At 64.6% G+C, this 20,011-nt stretch carries 20 protein-coding genes; 11 read left to right on the forward strand and 9 right to left on the reverse strand.

Features of this window, described 5'->3' with window-relative positions:
* Window positions 1-65 precede the first annotated feature (65 nt).
* The 7 genes from AC1RL5_RS29215 (at window position 66) to AC1RL5_RS29245 (ending at window position 6,604) form a co-directional block, all read left to right on the forward strand.
* Window positions 66-566: a Csu type fimbrial protein gene (locus AC1RL5_RS29215; RefSeq protein ID WP_029978055.1), complete on the forward strand. Its 501-nt coding sequence runs from the start codon at window positions 66-68 to the stop codon at window positions 564-566.
* Between the two features lie 102 nt (window positions 567-668).
* Window positions 669-1,205, forward strand: a complete 537-nt coding sequence (locus AC1RL5_RS29220) for a Csu type fimbrial protein (RefSeq protein ID WP_492590074.1) — start codon at window positions 669-671, stop codon at window positions 1,203-1,205.
* A gap of 20 nt (window positions 1,206-1,225) precedes the next feature.
* Window positions 1,226-1,762 carry a Csu type fimbrial protein gene (locus tag AC1RL5_RS29225; RefSeq protein WP_015636327.1) on the forward strand — a complete coding sequence of 179 codons (537 nt, stop codon included), beginning with the start codon at window positions 1,226-1,228 and terminating at the stop codon, window positions 1,760-1,762.
* 4 nt (window positions 1,763-1,766) lie between these two features.
* On the forward strand, window positions 1,767-2,267 hold the full coding sequence (locus AC1RL5_RS29230; RefSeq protein ID WP_015636326.1) for a Csu type fimbrial protein: 501 nt from the start codon (window positions 1,767-1,769) through the stop codon (window positions 2,265-2,267).
* Window positions 2,268-2,313: 46 nt separating this feature from the next.
* Window positions 2,314-3,105, forward strand: coding sequence for a fimbrial biogenesis chaperone (locus AC1RL5_RS29235; protein ID WP_015636325.1), 792 nt, complete (start codon window positions 2,314-2,316; stop codon window positions 3,103-3,105).
* Between the two features lie 119 nt (window positions 3,106-3,224).
* Complete coding sequence (locus AC1RL5_RS29240) at window positions 3,225-5,582, forward strand: fimbria/pilus outer membrane usher protein (protein WP_492589992.1); 2,358 nt, start codon at window positions 3,225-3,227, stop codon at window positions 5,580-5,582.
* Window positions 5,583-5,614: 32 nt separating this feature from the next.
* Complete coding sequence (locus AC1RL5_RS29245; protein WP_011062236.1) at window positions 5,615-6,604, forward strand: Csu type fimbrial protein; 990 nt, start codon at window positions 5,615-5,617, stop codon at window positions 6,602-6,604.
* 3 nt (window positions 6,605-6,607) lie between these two features.
* On the opposite strand, the gene AC1RL5_RS29250 is transcribed toward AC1RL5_RS29245, so the two are convergent.
* Together AC1RL5_RS29250 and AC1RL5_RS29255 are read right to left on the reverse strand one after the other, a co-directional pair.
* Window positions 6,608-7,333: an anti-sigma factor family protein gene (locus tag AC1RL5_RS29250; RefSeq protein ID WP_492589994.1), complete on the reverse strand. Its 726-nt coding sequence runs from the start codon at window positions 7,331-7,333 to the stop codon at window positions 6,608-6,610.
* Window positions 7,330-7,836 (reverse strand): RNA polymerase sigma factor, encoded by a 507-nt coding sequence (locus AC1RL5_RS29255; RefSeq protein ID WP_053152719.1) that lies wholly within the window; start codon window positions 7,834-7,836, stop codon window positions 7,330-7,332. Before AC1RL5_RS29255 ends, AC1RL5_RS29250 begins: the two co-directional genes overlap by 4 nt.
* A 167-nt stretch (window positions 7,837-8,003) precedes the next feature.
* Between AC1RL5_RS29255 and AC1RL5_RS29260 the strand changes: the two genes are divergently transcribed.
* Together AC1RL5_RS29260 and AC1RL5_RS29265 are read left to right on the forward strand one after the other, a co-directional pair.
* Window positions 8,004-9,089, forward strand: a complete 1,086-nt coding sequence (locus AC1RL5_RS29260) for a catalase family peroxidase (protein ID WP_072452692.1) — start codon at window positions 8,004-8,006, stop codon at window positions 9,087-9,089.
* Window positions 9,086-9,625, forward strand: a complete 540-nt coding sequence (locus AC1RL5_RS29265) for a cytochrome b (protein WP_093409354.1) — start codon at window positions 9,086-9,088, stop codon at window positions 9,623-9,625. The genes AC1RL5_RS29260 and AC1RL5_RS29265 overlap by 4 nt, the downstream gene beginning before the upstream one ends.
* A 21-nt stretch (window positions 9,626-9,646) precedes the next feature.
* Here AC1RL5_RS29265 and AC1RL5_RS29270 read toward each other — a convergent pair whose 3' ends face one another.
* Window positions 9,647-10,867 carry an MFS transporter gene (locus AC1RL5_RS29270; RefSeq protein ID WP_207240019.1) on the reverse strand — a complete coding sequence of 407 codons (1,221 nt, stop codon included), beginning with the start codon at window positions 10,865-10,867 and terminating at the stop codon, window positions 9,647-9,649.
* Window positions 10,868-10,971: 104 nt separating this feature from the next.
* On the opposite strand from AC1RL5_RS29270, the gene AC1RL5_RS29275 reads away from it, so the two are divergent.
* The gene (locus tag AC1RL5_RS29275; protein WP_011062230.1) at window positions 10,972-11,427 is read left to right on the forward strand and encodes a winged helix-turn-helix transcriptional regulator; all 456 of its coding nucleotides are present in this window, start codon (window positions 10,972-10,974) and stop codon (window positions 11,425-11,427) included.
* Between the two features lie 36 nt (window positions 11,428-11,463).
* On the opposite strand, the gene AC1RL5_RS29280 is transcribed toward AC1RL5_RS29275, so the two are convergent.
* Together AC1RL5_RS29280 and AC1RL5_RS29285 are read right to left on the reverse strand one after the other, a co-directional pair.
* Window positions 11,464-12,618, reverse strand: a complete 1,155-nt coding sequence (locus AC1RL5_RS29280; RefSeq protein ID WP_011062229.1) for a M14 family metallopeptidase — start codon at window positions 12,616-12,618, stop codon at window positions 11,464-11,466.
* A gap of 488 nt (window positions 12,619-13,106) precedes the next feature.
* Window positions 13,107-13,454 (reverse strand): DUF6124 family protein, encoded by a 348-nt coding sequence (locus AC1RL5_RS29285; protein WP_015636319.1) that lies wholly within the window; start codon window positions 13,452-13,454, stop codon window positions 13,107-13,109.
* 131 nt (window positions 13,455-13,585) lie between these two features.
* On the opposite strand from AC1RL5_RS29285, the gene AC1RL5_RS29290 reads away from it, so the two are divergent.
* Window positions 13,586-14,251: a LexA family protein gene (locus AC1RL5_RS29290; RefSeq protein WP_011062227.1), complete on the forward strand. Its 666-nt coding sequence runs from the start codon at window positions 13,586-13,588 to the stop codon at window positions 14,249-14,251.
* Window positions 14,252-14,304: 53 nt separating this feature from the next.
* Here AC1RL5_RS29290 and AC1RL5_RS29295 read toward each other — a convergent pair whose 3' ends face one another.
* The 4 genes from AC1RL5_RS29295 to AC1RL5_RS29310 are packed head-to-tail and all read right to left on the reverse strand — an operon-like array spanning window position 14,305 to window position 19,866.
* A complete protein-coding gene (locus tag AC1RL5_RS29295) occupies window positions 14,305-16,251 on the reverse strand; it encodes an acetyl/propionyl/methylcrotonyl-CoA carboxylase subunit alpha (RefSeq protein WP_072452698.1) in 1,947 nt (648 codons plus the stop codon).
* Window positions 16,251-17,066 (reverse strand): gamma-carboxygeranoyl-CoA hydratase, encoded by an 816-nt coding sequence (locus tag AC1RL5_RS29300; protein WP_492589996.1) that lies wholly within the window; start codon window positions 17,064-17,066, stop codon window positions 16,251-16,253. The genes AC1RL5_RS29295 and AC1RL5_RS29300 overlap by 1 nt, the downstream gene beginning before the upstream one ends.
* A gap of 17 nt (window positions 17,067-17,083) precedes the next feature.
* Window positions 17,084-18,691: a carboxyl transferase domain-containing protein gene (locus AC1RL5_RS29305; protein WP_015636317.1), complete on the reverse strand. Its 1,608-nt coding sequence runs from the start codon at window positions 18,689-18,691 to the stop codon at window positions 17,084-17,086.
* Between the two features lie 11 nt (window positions 18,692-18,702).
* Complete coding sequence (locus AC1RL5_RS29310; protein ID WP_015636316.1) at window positions 18,703-19,866, reverse strand: isovaleryl-CoA dehydrogenase; 1,164 nt, start codon at window positions 19,864-19,866, stop codon at window positions 18,703-18,705.
* Between the last annotated feature and the right edge of the window lie 145 nt (window positions 19,867-20,011).

Below are 20,011 nucleotides of genomic sequence, written 5' to 3' on the forward strand. Positions count from 1 at the left end.
CCTGACTTCAGCGAATGCTCCTCATAAGGATTGAGGCCTTGAATGGATATAAGGGTGTGGCAGTGATGAGCGCATTGCTCAGCGCGACAGCAGGGGCCGCGGACTTGCAGGTGCAGGTCCGGGTCGATGTGCTGCGTGGCTGCCAGTTGGTCGGCCAGCAGCGCGAAGCGGGGATCGAACAGCTAGGTACCCTGGACTTCGGCAGCACCGCACGCCTGGACGACCCGGCCGGGCCCTTGTCGGCGGCACTGCCGGGCAGCCGCCAGCCGCGCCTGGAATGCAACCCCGATACCCCCTATCAGATGCGCATCGACGGCGGCCTGCACGGTGGTGTCGGCGAAGTGCGCTACCTGGCCAGCAACACCCAGGCCGGCAAACCCATTCCTTATCGCCTCTACCAGGACCCGGCCCGGCGGATTCCGCTGCCGGTGAATGTACCGGTCAGTGGCCGGGTGCCGGATTCCGGCACGGTGGACCTGCCCTTGTACGGGCGTATCGAACCTTTGGCCGAGATCCCTCGGGCCGGCGGTTATTCCGATGTATTGAAAGTGACCCTGACCTGGTAGGGCCGGGGCATGAATGCTGCCACCAGTAACGGGGCAGAGCAGGGAGGGCGGTTCATGGTGAACGGCCCATGTGGGAGTCCTGATGGAACTGGGATGGCTGCAATGAAAGGCAGGACCTGGACGATTGTCGCCCTGGGTTCGTTGTGCCTGTTGGCGGACGACGCCCAGGCGGCAATCAGCGGGCAGATCCAGGCACGCCTGGTGATTACCGCTGCCTGCCAGGTCAGCAGCGGCGGCGATCCGTCTGCCAGCCCGATCGGCGACCCGGGCATGCTCAACTTCGGCCAGCAGGGCCCGACCTGGGGCGCGCCGATCAAGGCCAGCCTCACCAACAGCGCCGAGGGCCAGCTGCAGGTGGCCTGCAACTCCTCGGTCACCGGCTTCACCGTGACCATCAATGGCGGCCTCAACGGCGACGGCACGACCCGGCGCTTGAGCAATGGCCGCCAGACCATTCCCTATCGATTGTTCGTCGATGCATCCGGTAGCGACAGCTACAGCATCGGCCAGCAGCGCAATTTCGCAGTGAGCAGCGGCAGACGGATTCCCATCCCGGTGTTCGGCTCTGTGGTCGCGAATACCCGCGCGGTTCCGGCAGGGCTCTACACCGACACCCTGACCATCACGCTGGATTGGTAAACCATGAGAGGACACACATCATGCACGCGCTTGTATCCAGAATCGGCTGGCCTCTGTTGGGGCTGGTCATGGCTTCAACGGCCAATGCCGCCACCACGGTCACCGGGCAGATCAGCTCGACCCTGATCCTCACCAGCAGTTGCCAGGTCAACGGCGTCGGCGGCAGCACCGGGCTGAACTTCGGTGCCCTGAACTTCGGCACCACCAACAGCCTGTTCACCACGGCCACCGGCCAGGTGCTGGGCGGCGGTGGCGGCGCGCTGTCGATCCTCTGCTCCACCGGCACCACGCCGACCCTGACCATCCAGGGCGGCGCCAATGACGGCAAGTCCACCGGTGGCACCCGGGCCCTGTTCGACGGGGTGGCCAACTATGTGCCCTATGACCTGTACACCGACTCCGGGCATTCGCAGATCGTCGCGATCAACGGCGTGATCAACCTGGCGCCAAGCACCGGGGTGGCGCAAACCGTGAACCTCTATGGCCAGGCGGTGGGCAAGGCGGGGCTACCGGCCGGCACCTACACCGATACGGTGTCCGTGCAACTGACCTTCTGATGCCATGGCCAGCCACGCTTGTGCGCTGCTGCTCCTGGCCTGCGCGAGTGCCTGGCCGGGGTGGATCGCTGCGGCCACCAGCCAGAGCTTCCAGGTCAGCGCCACCATCACCGCCGGGTGCCTGGTGGTGGGGGGCGTCAGCAACTACGGCAGCCTGGCCTTCGGCAGCCAGTCGGCGCTGTCCACCAGCACGGTCAGAGTGGCGCTCACCGGGGGCGTGCAGTTGCAGTGCACGCCGGGGGTGACCCTGAACATGACGGTGGACGGAGGCCAGTACAACAGCAGCGGCCGGCACATGCAGCTCAATAGCGGCAGTGCGCGGGTGGCCTATCAGTTGTTTCGCGATGCGGGCTACAGCCAGAGCCTGGGGATAGGCCAGAGCGTGGCCGTGGCCTACAGCGATGCCAATAACATCAGCCTGCCGATCTACGGGCAGGTGCAGTTGCCGGGCAATCAGCCTGGGGGGACGTACAGCGATGTGCTGCAGGTGCAGCTGTCGTGGTGATGGGGCGCATTCATAACCAGCCGGCAGGCGGACAAGGAGTAGCAGTATGCATTTACCTTTGCAGGGCATGCGGGGGACCGGTTATCTGATCCTGGCGGGGCTGTTGGCAGTTGTACCCAGGGTCCAGGCCGCCAGTTCGGTGCTGATCTGGCCGATCGACCCGGTACTGGAGGCCGATCAGCAGGCCAGCGCGCTGTGGCTGGAGAACCGCGGTACCGAGACCGCCAACCTGCAGATCCGGGTGTTTGCCTGGAGCCAGAGCGGCTTTGCCGACCAGTACCAGAACCAGCGCGATGTCATCGGCAGCCCGCCGGTGGCGAAGATCGAGCCGGGGCAGAAGCAACTGGTACGCCTGACCCGCACCCGCGAGGTGCCACCGGGGCAGGAGCTGGCGTACCGGATCATCATCGACGAGATTCCCTCGGCCAAGCCCATCACCCCGGAAGGGGATGCCAAGAGTGCGGCAGCGATCCGCTTCCAGATGCGCTACTCGGTGCCTTTGTTCGCCTATGGCGCCGGGCTGTGGAGCAAGGAAGACACCTCCCGTCCACGCGATCCCAAGGGGGCCGGCGTGCCGGACCTGAGCTGGCGCAAGGTGGCAGTGGACGGCAAGACGTTTTTCGAGCTGCGCAACCAGGGCGCGGTGCACGCCCGCCTGACCGATGTGGCCTTCAAGCAGGGCGGGCAGGCCCGGCCCGTGGCGCCTGGGCTGCTGGGCTATGTGTTGCCCGGGGCGGTGATGCGCTGGCCGGTGCCGGAAACCCTGGCGGCCGAGTCGACCCTGCAACTGCGGGTCAATGGAGCACCGCAGGTACAGGACCTGGCGCCTACGCACTGAGCCTCGGGCGCAACGCGGCCGCCAGTCGGACGGCCGGTGGGGAGAGGTACGGACGGATGTGAGCGCGGTGGCGCATCCGCCCCGGGATGGAGATGTCCATAGATGGACTTGAGCCCGCAATGAGCCAGGACCCGGCTCGGCGTTTTCGCAGGTGGCAAGGGCTGGTGACCGGCCTGTGTAGCCTGATGCTGGCCGCAGGGGTGCCGGCGGGCGAACTGCCGCCGCCGCCCAGCAGCCTGGAGTCGATGGCCGATGCACAGCTGTTTCTGGAACTGGTGATCAATCAGATGAACACAGGGAAGGTGGTGGCGGTGGAGCAGCGCTCCGGCCGGCTGTTTCTGCCGGCGCAGACCCTGCGTGAAACCGGGATCAAGCTGCCCGAGGGGCTGGGCGCCGAGGTCGACCTGGACAGCCTGCCGGGCCTGCACAGCGACTACGACAGCCAGGGCCAGCGGCTGCTGCTGGACGTGCCGCCCGACTGGTTGCCGGAGCAATTCATCGGCAGCCGCCAGGCCTACCCACGGACCCCGGCCCTGAGCAGCTTCGGCGGGTTGCTCAACTACGACCTGTACCTCAACGACACCGATGACGGCGGCACCTACCTGGCGGCCTGGAACGAGGTGCGGCTGTTCGACTCCTGGGGCACGCTGTCCAACACCGGGCAGTACCGCCAGACCCTGTCGGGGGTTGGGAACAGCTCCCTGAACAACGGTTACCGACGCTATGACACCACCTGGCGTTTTTCCGACGATGAACGCCTGCTGACCTACGAGGCCGGTGACCTGATCAGTGGCGCCTTGCCCTGGAGCAACTCGGTGCGCCTGGGCGGGGTGCAACTGTCCCGGGATTTCTCGGTGCGTCCGGACCTGGTGACCTATCCCTTGCCGCAGTTCGCCGGGGAAGCAGCGGTGCCGTCCTCGGTGGACCTGTTCATCAACGGCTACAAATCCAGCAGCGCCGACCTGCAGCCCGGCCCTTACACCCTGACCAACATTCCCTTCATCAACGGCGCCGGCGAAGCGGTGGTGGTCACCACCGATGCCCTTGGCCGGCAGGTGTCCACCACGGTGCCGTTCTACGTCACCAGCACCTTGCTGCAAAAGGGCCTGACGGACTTCTCGGTGGCCGCGGGCACCTTGCGCCGGGACTACACCCTGCGCGACTTCGGCTATGGCCCGGGGGTGACTTCCGGCAGCCTGCGCTACGGCCTGAGCGATAGCCTGACCCTGGAAGGCCATGCCGAAGCCTCGGACTCCCTGACCCTGGGCGGGGTCGGCGGCAACCTGCGGCTGGGGCAGTTCGGGGTGATCAATACCGCCATCAGCCAGAGCCGTTTCGACGGCGACGGCGGCCAGCAGTTGAGCCTTGGCTATCAGTACAGCAGCCAGCGCTACAGCGTCGCCTACCAGCGGGTGCAGCGGCGTGATCAGTACGCCGACCTGACGGTGGTCGACAGCCCCTACACCAGCCTCAGCCAGCGTAGCGAGCAACTGACCCTGAGCCTCAACCTGGAGCGATTCGGCAGCCTGGGCGCCGGTTATTTCGACGTGCGCGCCGCCGACTCGACCCGTACCCGGCTGTTGAACCTGACCTGGAGCAAGCCGCTGTGGCACAGCAGCAGCTTCTACCTGTCGGCCAACCGCGAGATCGGCGACAGCCACTGGGCCATGCAGGCACAACTGGTGATCCCCTTCGACCTGCACGGCAGCCTGAGCCTGAGCAACGAGCGCAGCAAGACCGGGGAAAGCCGCCAGCGGGTCAACTTCAGCCGCTCGGTGCCGATCGAAGGCGGGGTTGGCTACAACCTTGGCTACGCCACCGGCAGTGGCGCCGACTATCGCCAGGCCGACGTAACCTGGCGCCTGCAGTCGGTGCGCCTGCAGGCCGGGGTCTATGGCACCAGCGATGCCGAAACCCGCTGGGCCGATGCCAGCGGTTCACTGGTGTGGATGGACCGCCAGGTGTTCGCCGCCAACCAGATCGACGACGCCTTCGTGGTGGTCAGTACCGACGGCTACAAGGACATCCCGGTGCGCTATGAAAACCAGCTGGTGGGCCAGACCGACAAGAACGGCCATCTGCTGGTGCCCTGGAGCAGCGCCTATTACCGCGGCAAGTACGAGATCGATCCGCTGAACCTGCCGGCCAACGTGCAGAGCCCGAATGTCGAGCAGCGGGTGGCGGTGCGGCGTGGCAGCGGCTACCTGCTGGAGTTTCCGCTGACCCGGATCATTGCCGCCAGCGTGGTGCTGGTGGACGCCCAGCAGCGCGAGCTGCCCCTGGGTAGCAACGTCACCCATGAGCAGAGCGGGGCGCGGACGGTGGTCGGCTGGGATGGGCTGGTCTATCTGGAAAACCTCGCGGCCCAAAACACCCTGCACGTGGAACTGGCCGACGGCAAGACCTGCCGGGCGCAGTTCGACATCGACATGCAACAGCAGCAGGTGCCGTTGATCGGCCCGCTGGTCTGTCAGTAACGGCGGTATCACCGGATCAAGGAGCGTGGCGTGTGAATGCGGGCAAGGGATGGCGACAGGCAATACTGGGGCTGCTGGCGAGCGTGCTGTCGTGCACGGCCCAGGCACTGTGCACGACGGTCCCGACCGCGCCGGCAGGCTTCGGTACCGTCAGCTCGATCCTGGTGCGCACCACCTCGCAGCCGGCCTCCACCACCAATGCCGGGCTGAGCTGTACCGGCTCGCTGCTGAGCATTCTGGCCAGCAACGATCATTTCTACGCCACCATCACTTCCACCACCAGCGGCATGGTGGGACCTACCGGCGACGTCATCAGCTACACCCTGTACGCCAACAACAGCACCAGCTATCCGATCACCCGCGGGGTGCAGTTCGACTTCGCCCGCAATTCCATCATCGACCTGCTGGGCCTGCTGGGCAGCCCGACCGTGGCCAAGACGGTGCCCATCTACCTGGGTACCCTCACCGGCAGCAACGTGGCGGCGGGGGTCTATACCGAGAACCTGAGTATTCTCTGGAGCTGGAACTATTGCTCCGGAATCGGCGCCCTGGGGATCTGTCTGGGCCGGGATGTAGGCAGCGGTACCCAGAGCCTGACCGTGAACATGACGGTGTCCAACGATTGCGTGATCACTGCGCCGAACATCAGTTTCGGTAGCGCGCCGGTGATCAGCGCCTTCGCGACGGTGACCGGGCAGACCATCAACCTGGCCTGCACCAAGGGCAGTGCCTACACCGTGGGCCTGAGCGACGGCCAGCACCCGGTGAGTGCGGGGGGGCGCAGGCAGATGATTTCCGGCAGCAACTACCTGGCCTACGACATCTTCAAGAGTGCCGGCAGCACCCGCTGGGGCAGTGTCGGCAGTGCCCGGCGCTCCAGCACCGATGCCGAGGTGAACCCCGGCAACGGCCTGGGCACCGGCAGCCAGATCTTCAACTACAACGCCAGGATCTACACCGACCAGAGCACCCCGCCGGCCGGCACCTATATCGACAACGTGGTGCTGGACGTGGGCTTCTGAGGGCTATAGGGGAATTTCCGCCGGGCCGACCATGGCGTAGTTGTAGCCCTGGCCGGACCAGTACTGCGCCTGCAACGGGCCCTCGCGGCGGCTGCCCGGGGGCAGCAGCTTGTTCTGTGGCCCTGGCGGGCGGATGTAGAAGCTGACCTTGCGCCCCTCGCGATCCTTGTACAGCACCATGGCCGCCGGGCCTTGCTCGGTGCTCAGCAGGCGCCCGCTGACGGCCCTGAACCCGGCCCCCCGCAGATCCGGCAATGGGCTGGCCTGGGTGAAGTAGCGGTCCAGCCAGGCCTGGATGCTCTGATTGCCCTGTACCTTGAAGTCCGCGGGGAGCATGCCCTGCTCGGCAAACAGACGATAGGCCTGCAGGGCGTCGGTCATGGGCAGCACGCTGCTGCTGGCCAGGGTCAGTTCCCGCGCCTGCCAGCCGCTCAGGCCGCCCACGCCCACCGCCACCAGGAGCACCGCGGCACTGGCCAGGCGGCGCAGGCTACGTTGCTTCAGGCGCGCGCGGATCTGCACCGGGTCCAGCGCCGGGTTGGCCGGTTGCAGCAGTGCACCACCCAGGGCCGCCCGCAGGTGCTGGGCGTCCTGCTGCCAGGCCTGGACCCGGGCCGCCACCTGCGGGTGGCTGGCCAGGTAGTGTTCCAGCAACCGGCGGTCCTGCTCACTGAGTTGGTGGTCGACATAAGCATGCAAGTCGCTGTCGCTGGGGGGCAGGCTGATCATTTGAGTATCCGTAGAGAAGGGCTGCTGATTTCGCCGTCGCTGAGTTGGCGCAGGGCCTGGCGGGCCCGGGACAGGCGCGACATCACGGTGCCGGTGGGCACCTGGAGAATCTCGGCGATCTCCTTGTAGCTCAAGCCTTCCACCGACACCCAGAGCAGCAGGGCGCGCTGTTCGGCATTCAGGCGGTCGAAGGCTTCCAGGGTCGATTGCGCCATCACCGTGCGCTCCACCGAGGGCTGGCTGTCGTCACGGCCGGTGAAGAACTCCAGCATCCGCGCGTAGCGTCGGGAACGCCGGTGGGCATCGAGGAACTGCCGGTAGAGGATGGCGAACAGCCAGGCCCGCAGGTCGCCTTCGGGGCGTTTCCCGGTCCATCCGGCGAGGGCGCGTTCCAGGCAGGCCTGCACCAGATCGTCGGCGCTGCTGGGTTGGCGCGTCAGGGACAGGGCAAAGCGGCGCAGCCTTGGAATCAGCGGGCGTAGCTGTTGGTCGAGATCGTTCATGAAATCCTGCGGATGCTGGGCCAGTCACTAGGCTTGAGGCTAGGAAGACGCGCCGCACAGCAGGTTATTCCAGCCGCAGAAAAATAAATACCGGTCATGGAATAACCCTGGGCGAGCTGCGTCTGACAGGTCCTTGCCCTCATGGCTTCGCGTATTGGAGATGTCCCATGGTTGATCCTTCATCAAAGCCCGACCGCCCACCCCTGGGGCCCGTCAGCCTGACCCTGCGCCTGGGGGCAATCGCCCTGGTGGTTGCCGTCGCTGCGGGGGTTCTGGCCTATGTGCATGGCAGCCTCGATCCCGGTCGCCTGACCCCCAAGGCCCTGGTGGATGTGCTGGAAACCAACAATGGCGTGCACCCGGGGTATCGCCGCAACCACGCCAAGGGGGTGTGCGTCATCGGCTACTTCGAAAGCAGCGGCGAGGCCCGGGCCTACTCCACGGCGCAGGTGTTCAATGAGGCACGCACGCCGGTGGTGGGGCGCTTTGCCCTGCCCAGTGGCAACCCCTATGCGCCGGACAGCAGCGTGCCGATCCGCAGCCTGGCGCTGCGTTTCCTCCAGGCCAACGGCCAGCAGTGGCGGACCGGGATGAACAGCATGCCGGTGTTCCCGGTGGGCACTCCCGAAGCCTTCTATCAGTTGCAACAGGCCGGCTCCCCTGATCCGGCCACGGGCAAGCCGGACCCGAGCAAAGTGCCGGCATTCTTCGCCAGCCATCCCGAGGCGGCGCCGTTCCTGCAATGGGTCAAGGGCGCCAAACCTTCGGCCAGCTATGCCAGTGAAAGCTACAACGGGATCAATGCCTTCTATCTGGTGGATGGCAGCGGTAAGCGCCAGGCAGTGCGCTGGGGGGTAGTGCCCGAGACCCGTGATGGGCCTGATGCAGGCAGTGCCCCGCAAGGCGCCGACTACCTGGAGCAGGACCTGGCTCGGCGCCTGGCCCAAGGGCCGCTGCGCTGGCGCTTGCAGATCACCCTGGCGGCGCCCGGTGACCCCACGGATGACGCCAGCAAGGCCTGGCCGGCGCAGCGGCCGGTAATCAACGCCGGGACCCTGGTGCTGCAAAGCACCCAGGCGCAGAACAGCGGCGAGTGTCGGGACATCAATTACGACCCGCTGATCCTGCCCAGCGGCATCCAGGCGTCCGACGACCCCCTGCTGGCAGCGCGCTCTGCGGCCTACGCCAGTTCCTACCTGCGTCGCACCAGCGAAGTCAGCCAATTGCCCGGCGCCCAGGAGCCACGTCCATGAATAGCCAACCTCGACATTTCGCTCCCCTGGCGCGCCTGCTGCACTGGCTGATGGCGTTGCTGATCATCGCCATGCTGTTCATCGGCGCCGGCATGGTGGCCTCGGTTTCCGCGCGTCATGAATGGCTGATCCACCTGCACAAGCCCCTGGGGATCGCCATCTTGCTGTTGGTGCTGGTGCGCCTATGGGTGCGTTTCTACACCCGACAACCGCCGTTGCCGGCAGACCTGCCGGGCTGGCAGGTGCTGGCGGCCAAGGCCTCCCATGTGCTGCTGTACACCTTGATGCTGAGCCTGCCGCTGCTGGGCTGGGGCATGATCTCGGCGGCCGGTGACCCGGTGATGCTCGGCAGTTCGCTGCAACTGCCGGCGATCCTGCCGGCCAATGCCCAGCTGTTTGCGGTGTTGCGCAAGGCCCATGGTTATCTGGCGTACCTGCTGTTTTTCACCGTGCTGCTGCATCTGGCCGCGGCGCTGTTCCATGGTTGGGTGCGTCGCGATGGCGTGCTGCAGAGCATGCTGCGCGGCCGCGGTTGATTGAACCCGGCGGCGCCGGGCTCAAGTGGCGCAACGCACCCTGGCCGCGGCTTTGCCCGGGGCCAGGCTCCATAGCCAGTAGATCAGCGCCACGCCGTTGATCCCGGCCCCCAGCAGGCAGACCCCGGTCCAGCCGGCCCAGGCGTAGGTGGCGGTGGCGGCGATGGAACCTGCGGCGCTGCCCAGGGAATAGAACAGCATGTAGCCGGCGGCCAGTCGGCTCTGCGCCTCGGGGCGCACGCTGTAGATCAGGCTCTGGCTGGTGACGTGCACGGCCTGCAGGCCCAGGTCGAAGCTGATTACCCCGAACAGCAGGGCCCAGAGGGACGATTGAGTGAAGGCAATGGGCAGCCAGGACAGCAGCATCAGGCCCAGTGCCAGGCCGCTGGTCCACTGCGCCAGGCCGCGGTCGGCCAGGTGCCCGGCCCGTGCCGCGCCCAGGGCGCCTGCCGCGCCGGCGAGGCCGAACAGGCCGATCTCGGTGTGGGACAAGGACAGTGGCGGGGCACTCAATGGCAACACCAATGGCGTCCACAGCACGGTGCCGGCGGCGAAGATCAGCATCGCCAGCACCGCCCGGTCCCGCAGCACCTTTTCCTCCCTGAACAGTTGCAGCAGCGAACCGAGCAATTGCCCGTAACCCTGGGTGGCCTTGGGTTGCTCGCGGGTAGGCAGGGTTTTCCACAGGGCCAGGGCCACCAGCAGGGTCAGCCCGGCGGACAACAGATAGACCGAACGCCAGCCCGCCAGGTCGGCCATGGTCCCGGCCACGGTACGGGCCAGCAGGATGCCTACCACCACGCCGCTGGTGACCATGCCCACGGTTCGGCCGCGTTGCGCTGCCGGGGCCAGGTTGGCGGCGTAGGCCACCAGTACCTGGGTTACCACCGCCAGCAGGCCGATGCAGGCCATGCCCGGCAGCAGCCAGGCGCTGCTCGGGGCCAGGGCCACGGTGAGCAGGGCCAGCACCGAGAGCAGGGTCTGGGTCACGATCAGCCGTCGCCGGTTGTACAGGTCCCCCAGGGGCACCAGCAACAGCAGGCCCAGGCCATAGCCGACCTGGGTCAGGGTGATGACGATGCCCACGGTGGCCGGCGCCAGGTCGAAGGTATGAGCCATGGCATCCAGCAGTGGCTGGGCGTAGTAGACGTTACCCACCGCCAGACCGCAGGCGATGGCGAACAGCAGCACCACTTTGGTGGAAAGAGCAGGCGAGGCGTGAGGGGAAGAATTGGCTGACATGTTGGGCTCCGGTTTTTGGTTTCATAATGAAACCAGTTGTACGGTAAAGATCATGGTTTTATATTGCAACCACTTTCCTTTGGCCTGATCGGAGAATGCCCAACATGGTCAAGCGCACCAGCCTGCAAGATGCCGAGTGCCCGGTTGCCCGCTCACTGGACGCCATTGGCGACTGGTGGTCCCTGCTGATCGTGCGGGATGCCTTTGACGGAATCCGCCGTTTTGGCGAGTTCCAGCGCAACCTCGGCATGGCCAAGAACATCCTGGCCACACGCCTGCGGACCCTGGTGGAACATGGGGTGTTCGAGGTTGTCCCGGCGTCCGATGGCAGTGCCTACCAGGAGTACGTGCTGACGGAAAAGGGCAGGGGGCTGTTTCCCCTGATCATCGGCTTGCGCCAATGGGGCGAAGCGTTTTTCTACCAGGAAGGGGAAGCGCATTCACGGATGGTCGACCGGCAGACCGGGCAGCCGTTGCGCGCGCTGGAACTGCGCTCGGCGGACGGGCGCTTGCTGGGGCCGGAGGATTGCCGGCGGGTGCCGGTCGGGGAGGGTGACTGAGGGCTGCGCAACGGGGGGCGCAGCCCTCAGTCGGGTTCAGCGCAGGTGATCCACCAGGTCGGCCAGGGTGCTCAGCACATCCTTGCCCAGTTGCATGGAGCGTTTGCCCGACCAGCCGGTGAGCGGGTTGGGGTTGTCATCGTGGTCCTTGAAGGGCATTTCCAGGGTCAGGGCCAGGCAGTCGTACTTTTCCCCGACGGCATTGCAGGCCAGGGCCATGTTGGCCTGGCCGGGTTTGTCCCGGGTGTAGCCGTGGGTGGTCTGGAAGTCCCGGGTCTGGCGTTTCAGGTGGCTGCGGAAATGCTCCTCGAGCTTCTCCAGTCGCGGGGTATAGCCCGGGTTGCCTTCGCAGCCGGCGGTGAACACGTGGGGAATCTCTTCATCGCCGTGCACATCGAGAAACAGGTCGACGCCGTATTGTTCCATCTGCTGCTGGACGAACAGCACTTCCGGGCTGAGTTCCTGGCTGGCGGTCTGCCAGGCACGGTTCAGGTCCTGGCCCTGGGCGTTGGTGCGCAAGTGGCCGTGGAATGCGCCGTCGGGGTTCATGTTCGGCACCAGGTACAGGTCGGCCTTGGCCAGTAGCGCGTTGAGCTCCGCATCATCGTGACGGAACAGGCGCTCGATCACGCCCTCCATGAACCATTCGGCCATGTGCTCACCGGGATGCTGCTGGGCGATGATCCAGATCTTGCGTTGGCCTGGCGCGCCGCTGCCTTTGCGCAGCAACTGGATGTCCCGGCCTTCGACGCTTTTACCCACGGCCAGCAACTCGGTGCCGGCCTTGGTCAGGGCCTGGTCGATCAGCCAGTCGTGGCGGCCACGGCTGTAGGGTTCGAAGTAGGCGAACCAGGCATGGGTCTGGGTGGCTTCCAGGTTGAAGCGCAAGGCGTCGCCTTCGAAGATCGTCGGTACGCGAAACCAGTTCACATGGTCGTAGGAGGCCACTGCCTGGTAGCCGGTCCAGGCTTTGTTGTAGGAGGACTGGCTGGCGTTGGTCAGGCGAAACCAGTGTTCCTGGCCGACATGCAGGCCGCTGACCTTGAAATGAAACCACTGGAAGTGCGGGCTGCGGGTATCCGGGCGGATGGCCAGCAGTGCCTGCAACGGGTTGCTGATATCCAGTACGTCGATGTTGCCACTGTCGAAATCAGCGCAAATATCAAAAGAAGTGTGATTGCCCACGGTCATAATCGATTCCTTATCAGGATTGTTATGAGCGCTACTCTACACAGAAGGGGGGGTAAAAGAAGGGGGGCGTCGTCCTTGACGCAGACGAAGCTTAGTGGCTATGCGATTGATTCTCAAGCGCTACTTTTTGATTTGCAGGGCTTTTACGACGGGCGTTTGCTTGCAAAAGGACATTCTTTTGCTATCATCGCCGCCATTATTTTTTGCGGCACCTACAGTCTTCATTAGCCTGAAGCCAAGCCAGAAAAACTGGCAAAAAAAAAGACCCGGCAAAAAGCCGGGTCAAAAACCGTGATTAGCCTGATGAGGAGATAATCCAAAGGTCCGACCTAAGGTCCTTTGGGCTATCGACTGATCTCGCGACCAGTTGCTTGCAATAATAATCATTATCATTTGCAAGTCAAATGTTTTTCCCCGCCTTCCGGAAAATATTTTTCCACTTCCGTTTTTTCCCGTCGCTGGCTTCACGTCCAGCCCTGCGCAGGGCTTCAGTTCGACTCAACGCGCTGGCTTTCCAGTGATTTGTCCACCAGGGCCTTGGCCAGATCGATCATGTGCACCACTGAAAACGCCAGGTCGCGATTGGCTCCCCGCAGATTGTCCGCTGCATCGTAGGCGGTGGCCGCTGCACAGCGCAGCAGGTCGGAGGCGTGGATCATGGCTTCCTCGCTGCTTAGGCTGCGCCTGATTTCGAAGAACTTCTCTTCCTTGTCTGACTCGGTAATGGCCGGCTTCAAGTAATAGTCCATTGCGCGTCGGGCAGCCTGGCTGTCCTTGAGTGAGCTTAATGTGGTCTCTGTATCGAGTTCCGGCACGTCCTTGCTGCTTGTGTTCATGAAGTGTTCTGCCCTGTCTGAGAAAGGAAAGAGGGGTAGGGCGATGTTAATACACATTGTAATTGTGACGGGATTTCAAATACTACAAGTTGTGTGTTGAGGCTGGAAATACACAACGTATTGTTCGGCCTATGGACAAATGGATCGAGTTGGTCAAAGCCAACATGAAAGGCCGCAAGGTCACACAGGAAAAGCTCGCCGAGCGCCTGGGCATGTCTCAAGGGGGTATCGGTCACTGGTTGAGCAAGCGCCGCCAACCGAAGATCGAAGACATGAACCGGGTGCTGGAAGAGATCGGCATGGGCTTTCTCGAAGTCGCCCTGGTGGTCCGCGAGAAACCCTTGCTAGGAGACGATGGCGAGCCCCTGGCAGACGGGCCTGCGCTCCTCAACAAGTACAACCCGTACTTCCGTTACCCGGTGAGCGATTGGCGGGTGGCCGGCGAGGTTCGCGAAGACGGGCAGCCTGCCTACGTGCCGGAGCGCTACGAGCTTTCCGACTATCAGGCCCGGGGCGCGGCATTCTGGCTGGTGGTGGTCGGCGACGCGATGATCGCTCCCAGCGGTCTGAGCATCAGCCAGGACATGCTGATCCTGGTGGACCCGGCGATTGGCGCCGAACCCGGGAAGTTGGTGGTTGTACAGTGTCCTGGTAGTGACGAGGCGATCTTCCGCAAGTTGGTGCAAGAGGGTGGTTTGCGTTACCTGGTTCCGCTCAATCCTACTTATCCGAAGATGCTCTACAGCGACAAGTGCCGGATTATTGGTGTAGTCGTACAAGCTACTGCGAAGTTTTAACTTTCCCTAGAAGCCCCTTCCTGCAAACAGGAAGGGGCTTTCTTACTTGGGAGTTATTCCAACTCCACCAGTGCACTGCCTTCGCTGACCATTTCGCCTTCCTGGCAATACAGCGCCTTGATGACCCCGGCCTGGGGTGCACGAATGCTGTGTTCCATCTTCATGGCTTCCAGCACCACCAGTTGTGCACCGGCCTCGACGCTTTGACCCGGGCTGACCAATATCCGAACGATGCTGCCATTCATCGGCGCAGTCAGCCCGCCTTGCTGGCTATGGCTGGCTTCGGCCGCGGCAATCGGGTCATAGGCGCTGACGGCATGTGTGTCGCCCTGCCAGTTCAGGTACAGGGTGTCGTCGCGACGGATGGCCCGGTGCTCGCGGCGCAGTCCCTGTTGCTCTGTCCATAGGTGCTCGCCCTGCAGCTCAAAGGCCGCAGTGCGAGCGCCAAGGCTGATGGCCTGATCCTGGCCGGCGCAGCTCAGGTGCAGGCTGGTTTGCGCTGGCAGGCCGTTGCGCCAGCCGTTGATGGCGGACCATGGCGAGTCGGGATCATCGCTTCGTGTGCGTGGCGGCTGGCTCTGGCTGAAGGCGTGGGCGGCCGCTTGCCAGAAGTCTGCACTCAGCTCGCCTGCGGCTGGCAGCAACTGCTCCTGATAGCGAGGGATAAAGCCGGTATCCAGCTGCGCTTCGGCAAAGGCCGGGTGGGCAATGATGCGCCGCAGAAACGCCAGGTTGGTCTTCAGGCCACCGATGACGAACTCGTCGAGCATGCTCAGCAACCGCAGGCGCGCCTGCTCGCGGTCTTCGCCCCAGGCAATGAGCTTGCCCAGCATCGGGTCGTAGAAGGGCGAAACGCTGTCGCCTTCCTCGACACCGCTGTCCACCCGCCGACCGGGGCCTGCAACCGATTCGCGGTACAGCTCCAGGCGCCCGGTGGCCGGAAGAAAGTCGTTGGCCGGGTCTTCGGCATACAGCCGTACTTCGATCGCATGCCCGCGTAGCGGCACCTGCTCCTGGCTGATGGGCAGGGTTTCGCCGCGGGCCACGCGGATCTGCCAGGCCACCAGGTCCAGGCCGGTGATGGCCTCGGTGACCGGGTGTTCCACCTGCAATCGGGTGTTCATCTCCATGAAGAAGAATTCGCCACGGGCATCCAGGAGAAACTCCACGGTGCCGGCACCCACGTAGCCAATGGCCTGGGCCGCGCGCACCGCGGCTTCGCCCATGGCCTTGCGCAGTTCGGGGCTGAGGCCCGGGGCCGGAGCTTCCTCGACCACTTTCTGGTGGCGGCGCTGGATCGAACAGTCGCGTTCGTTGAGGTACAGGCAGTTGCCGTGCTGGTCGGCAAACACCTGGATCTCCACGTGCCGTGGCTTGAGCAGGTACTTTTCCACCAGCATCCGCGAATCGCCGAAGGACGACTGGGCTTCGCGCTGGGCCGAGGCCAGGGCTTCGGCCAGTTGGCTGACGTCCTCGACGACTTTCATACCCTTGCCGCCACCGCCCGCGGTGGCCTTGAGCAGCACCGGGTAGCCGATGCGTTCGGCGGCATTGCGGAAGGTTTCCAGGTCCTGGGCTTCACCGTGGTAACCCGGAACCAGGGGCACCCCGGCGGTTTCCATCAGCGCCTTGGCTGCCGACTTGCTGCCCATGGCGTCGATGGCCGCGGCAGGCGGGCCGAGGAAAATCAGCCCGGCGGCTTCGATGGCTCGGGCAAAACCGGCGTTCTCCGAGAGAAACCCATACCCGGGATGGATGGCCTGGGCGCCGCTGGCCCGGGCGGCGGCAATCAGCTTGTCGATCTGCAGGTAGCTGTCGGCAGCCTTGCTGCCGCCCAGGTCCACGCGGATATCCGCTTCACGGCTGTGCCGGGCGTCGCGGTCGGTAGCGCTGTGCACGGCCACGGTGGTCAGGCCCAGGGCCTTGGCGGTGCGCATCACCCGGCAGGCGATCTCGCCGCGGTTGGCCACCAGCAGGGTGTCTAGAACAGGGGCGCTCATCAACGGAACTCCTTGGACGTGGTCTCGGACTGCCAGCTGGGCGGGCGTTTTTCCAGGAATGCCCGCAGGCCTTCCTGGCCTTCGGCGCTGACCCGGATGCGGGCGATGGCGTTTTCGCAATAGCGACGCAGGGCGGTGGTCAACGCGCCGTTGCCCACTTCCCGCAGCAGGTCCTTGCTGGCGCGCATCGCCTGGGGACTGTTGAGCAGCAGATTGTCGACCCACTGCTGGACCTGTTGATCCAGCTCTACGGCGGGATAGCTTTCTGCCAGGAGACCGATTTCCCGCGCCCGCTGGCCGCCAAAGCGTTCGGCGGTGAGGGCATAGCGGCGGGCAGCGCGTTCGCCGATGGCTTGGACCACGAACGGGCTGATGACCGCTGGTGCCAGGCCGATGCGCACTTCGGAGAGGCAGAACTGCGCCTCGTCACTGCCAATGGCCATGTCGCAGCAACTGATCAGGCCCAGGGCCCCGCCAAAGGCCGCGCCTTGCACCACCGCCAGGGTCGGGATCTTCAGCTTGGCCAGGTTGTACATCAGCTCCGCCAGTTCCCGGGCGTCGTCGAGGTTGGTGTGGTAGTCGAGCTCGGCCGATTGCTGCATCCAGGCCAGGTCGGCGCCGGCGCTGAAATGCCGGCCGCGCCCGCGCAGCAGCAGGAAGCGCAGGCTCGGGTCGCCCTGCACCTGATCCAGGGCGAGGATCAGTTCACGGATCATTTCGGCGTTGAAGGCGTTGTTCTTGTCTTCGCGGCTGAGCCACAGGGTGGCGAAGCCTCGAGGGTCACGCAGCAGTTCCAGGGTATTGAAGTCGCTCATGTTCTTCTCGCGCAGGATTACATGCGGAACACGCCGAAGCGGCTCTGTTCGATGGGGGCGTTGAGGGCCGCAGACAGGGCCAGGGCCAGTACGTCGCGGGTTTGCGCCGGGTCGATGACGCCGTCATCCCAGAGCCGCGCGCTGGAGTAGTAGGGGTGCCCCTGATGCTCGTACTGGTCGAGGATCGGCTGTTTGATCTGGGCTTCCTGGGCGGCGTCGAAGCTTTGCCCGCCGCGCTCGGCCTGTTCGCGCTTGACCTGCACCAGGACTCCGGCGGCCTGCTCGGCCCCCATCACGCCGATGCGCGCGTTGGGCCACATCCACAGGAAGCGCGGGTCATAGGCCCGGCCGCACATGCCGTAGTTGCCGGCACCGAAACTGCCGCCGATGATCACCGTGAACTTCGGTACCTGGGCGCAGGCCACTGCGGTCACCAGCTTGGCGCCGTGCTTGGCGATGCCGCCAGCCTCATATTTCTGCCCCACCATGAAACCGGTGATGTTCTGCAGGAACAGCAGCGGAATCCCGCGCTGGCAGGCCAGTTCGATGAAGTGCGCGCCTTTTTGCGCGGCTTCGGCGAAGAGGATTCCGTTGTTGGCGAGGATGGCCACCGGGTAGCCGTGCAGGTGGGCGAAGCCGCAGACCAGGGTGGTGCCGAACAGGGCCTTGAACTCATCGAATACCGAACCGTCCACCAGCCGGGCGATGACTTCACGTACATCGAACGGCTGCTTGGGATCGGCCGGGACCACGCCATAGAGTTCATCGCGGGCATACAGCGGAGCGATCGGCGTGCGTTGTTGCAATTGGCCCTGTTTATGCCAGTTGAGGTTGGCCACGCTGCGTCGGGCCAGGGCCAGGGCGTGTTCGTCGCTCTCGGCATAGTGGTCGGCGACCCCGGAAATCTTGCAATGCACATCGGCGCCGCCCAGGTCCTCGGCACTTACCACTTCGCCGGTAGCGGCTTTCACCAGGGGTGGGCCGGCGAGAAAGATAGTGGCTTGTTCACGGACCATGATGGCTTCGTCGGCCATGGCCGGAACATAGGCACCACCGGCGGTGCAGGAGCCCATCACCACGGCGATCTGCGGGATGCCCTGGGCGCTCATGTTGGCCTGGTTGAAGAAGATCCGCCCGAAGTGCTCGCGGTCCGGGAACACTTCATCCTGGCGCGGCAGGTTGGCGCCGCCGGAGTCCACCAGGTAGATGCACGGCAGGCGGTTCTGCTGGGCGATGGTCTGCGCCCGCAGGTGCTTTTTCACAGTCAGCGGGTAATAGGAACCGCCTTTCACCGTGGCGTCGTTGGCCACGATCATGCATTCGACACCTTCCACCCGGCCGATACCGGCAATCACTCCAGCGGCGGGTACGTCTTCGCCGTAGACCTCATAGGCGGCCAGGGCGCTGATTTCCAGGAACGGCGAGCCGGGGTCGAGCAGGCGGTTGATGCGCTCGCGGGGCAGCAGCTTGCCTCGCGAAGTGTGGCGCTCCTGGGCCTTGGCGCCGCCGCCTTGCTGGACCTGGGCGAGCAGGCTGTGCAAGGCGTCGACCTGGGCCAGCATCGCCTCGCTGTTGGCCACGAACTCCGCCGAGCGCGGGTTGAGCTGGGTATGCAAGATAGCCATGGACAGCTCCGTTAGCGGGTTTCGTTGAACAGTTCGCGACCGATCAGCATGCGGCGGATCTCGCTGGTGCCGGCGCCGATCTCGTAGAGCTTGGCGTCGCGCAGCAGGCGGCCGGCGGGGAATTCATTGATGTAGCCGTTGCCGCCGAGGATCTGGATTGCGTCGAGGGCCATCTGGGTCGCGCGCTCGGCGCTGTAGAGGATCACTCCGGCGGCATCCTTGCGGGTGGTTTCGCCGCGCTCGCAGGCTTGGGCCACCGCATACAGGTAGGCGCGGCTGGCGTTGAGCTGGGTGTACATGTCGGCGATCTTGCCCTGGATCAGCTGGAATTCGCCGATGCTCTGGCCGAACTGCTTGCGGTCGTGGATGTAGGGCACCACCAGGTCCATGCAGGCCTGCATGATCCCGGTGGGGCCGCCGGAGAGCACCACGCGCTCGTAGTCGAGGCCGCTCATCAGCACTTTGACGCCACCATTGAGCACGCCGAGGATGTTTTCCTCCGGCACTTCCACGTCATCGAAGAACAGCTCGCAGGTGTTGGAGCCGCGCATGCCCAGCTTGTCGAACTTGTTGCTGCGGCTGAAGCCTTTCCAGTCGCGCTCGACGATGAACGCGGTGATGCCGTGGGGGCCTTTCTCCAGGTCGGTCTTGGCGTAGATCACATAGGTGTTGGCGTCGGGGCCGTTGGTGATCCAGGTCTTGCTGCCGTTGAGCACGAAATGGTCGCCGCGTTTGTCGGCCCGCAGCTTCATCGACACCACGTCGGAGCCGGCATTGGGTTCGCTCATGGCAAGGGCGCCGATGTGTTCGCCGCTGATCAGCTTGGGCAGGTATTTGCTCTTCTGTTCGTGGTTGCCGTTGCGGTTGATCTGGTTCACGCAGAGGTTGGAGTGCGCGCCGTAGGACAGCGCCACCGAGGCTGAGCCGCGGCTGATCTCTTCCATGGCGACCACATGCGCCAGGTAACCCAGGCCAGCGCCACCGTATTCTTCCGCTACGGTGATGCCCAAGAGGCCCATGTCGCCGAATTTGCGCCACATGTCGGCGGGGAACAGGTTGTCGACATCGATCTGCGCTGCCCGGGGTGCCAGCTCCGCCTTGACGAAGGCCTGGACCTGTTGGCGCAGCATGTCGATGGTTTCACCGAGGGCGAAGTTCAGGGTCGGGTAACTCATGGCGGGGCACCTTCAAACTTGTTTTTATTGAGGGAATAGGATGTCGAGAGCGGCGCGGCCTGGCTCTCACCTTTACGTTAACGTAAACCTGCGACCGATGGCTGTCAATCGCCCTTTACGTAAACGTCAACTTGCGCCAGAGTAG

This window comes from Pseudomonas sp. GW822-FHT06D10 (assembly GCF_058799535.1).

What these genes read in the sequence shown, in the direction of transcription:
- AC1RL5_RS29215 (WP_029978055.1), top strand. Translation starts at nt 66, where the DNA reads ATGAGCGCATTGCTCAGCGCGACAGCAGGGGCCGCGGACTTGCAGGTG.
- AC1RL5_RS29220 (WP_492590074.1), top strand. Translation starts at nt 669, where the DNA reads ATGAAAGGCAGGACCTGGACGATTGTCGCCCTGGGTTCGTTGTGCCTG.
- AC1RL5_RS29225 (WP_015636327.1), top strand. Translation starts at nt 1,226, where the DNA reads ATGCACGCGCTTGTATCCAGAATCGGCTGGCCTCTGTTGGGGCTGGTC.
- AC1RL5_RS29230 (WP_015636326.1), top strand. Translation starts at nt 1,767, where the DNA reads ATGGCCAGCCACGCTTGTGCGCTGCTGCTCCTGGCCTGCGCGAGTGCC.
- AC1RL5_RS29235 (WP_015636325.1), top strand. Translation starts at nt 2,314, where the DNA reads ATGCATTTACCTTTGCAGGGCATGCGGGGGACCGGTTATCTGATCCTG.
- AC1RL5_RS29240 (WP_492589992.1), top strand. Translation starts at nt 3,225, where the DNA reads ATGAGCCAGGACCCGGCTCGGCGTTTTCGCAGGTGGCAAGGGCTGGTG.
- AC1RL5_RS29250 (WP_492589994.1), bottom strand. Translation starts at nt 7,333, where the DNA reads ATGATCAGCCTGCCCCCCAGCGACAGCGACTTGCATGCTTATGTCGAC.
- AC1RL5_RS29255 (WP_053152719.1), bottom strand. Translation starts at nt 7,836, where the DNA reads ATGAACGATCTCGACCAACAGCTACGCCCGCTGATTCCAAGGCTGCGC.
- AC1RL5_RS29260 (WP_072452692.1), top strand. Translation starts at nt 8,004, where the DNA reads ATGGTTGATCCTTCATCAAAGCCCGACCGCCCACCCCTGGGGCCCGTC.
- AC1RL5_RS29265 (WP_093409354.1), top strand. Translation starts at nt 9,086, where the DNA reads ATGAATAGCCAACCTCGACATTTCGCTCCCCTGGCGCGCCTGCTGCAC.
- AC1RL5_RS29270 (WP_207240019.1), bottom strand. Translation starts at nt 10,867, where the DNA reads ATGTCAGCCAATTCTTCCCCTCACGCCTCGCCTGCTCTTTCCACCAAA.
- AC1RL5_RS29275 (WP_011062230.1), top strand. Translation starts at nt 10,972, where the DNA reads ATGGTCAAGCGCACCAGCCTGCAAGATGCCGAGTGCCCGGTTGCCCGC.
- AC1RL5_RS29280 (WP_011062229.1), bottom strand. Translation starts at nt 12,618, where the DNA reads ATGACCGTGGGCAATCACACTTCTTTTGATATTTGCGCTGATTTCGAC.
- AC1RL5_RS29285 (WP_015636319.1), bottom strand. Translation starts at nt 13,454, where the DNA reads ATGAACACAAGCAGCAAGGACGTGCCGGAACTCGATACAGAGACCACA.
- AC1RL5_RS29290 (WP_011062227.1), top strand. Translation starts at nt 13,586, where the DNA reads ATGGACAAATGGATCGAGTTGGTCAAAGCCAACATGAAAGGCCGCAAG.
- AC1RL5_RS29295 (WP_072452698.1), bottom strand. Translation starts at nt 16,251, where the DNA reads ATGAGCGCCCCTGTTCTAGACACCCTGCTGGTGGCCAACCGCGGCGAG.
- AC1RL5_RS29300 (WP_492589996.1), bottom strand. Translation starts at nt 17,066, where the DNA reads ATGAGCGACTTCAATACCCTGGAACTGCTGCGTGACCCTCGAGGCTTC.
- AC1RL5_RS29305 (WP_015636317.1), bottom strand. Translation starts at nt 18,691, where the DNA reads ATGGCTATCTTGCATACCCAGCTCAACCCGCGCTCGGCGGAGTTCGTG.
- AC1RL5_RS29310 (WP_015636316.1), bottom strand. Translation starts at nt 19,866, where the DNA reads ATGAGTTACCCGACCCTGAACTTCGCCCTCGGTGAAACCATCGACATG.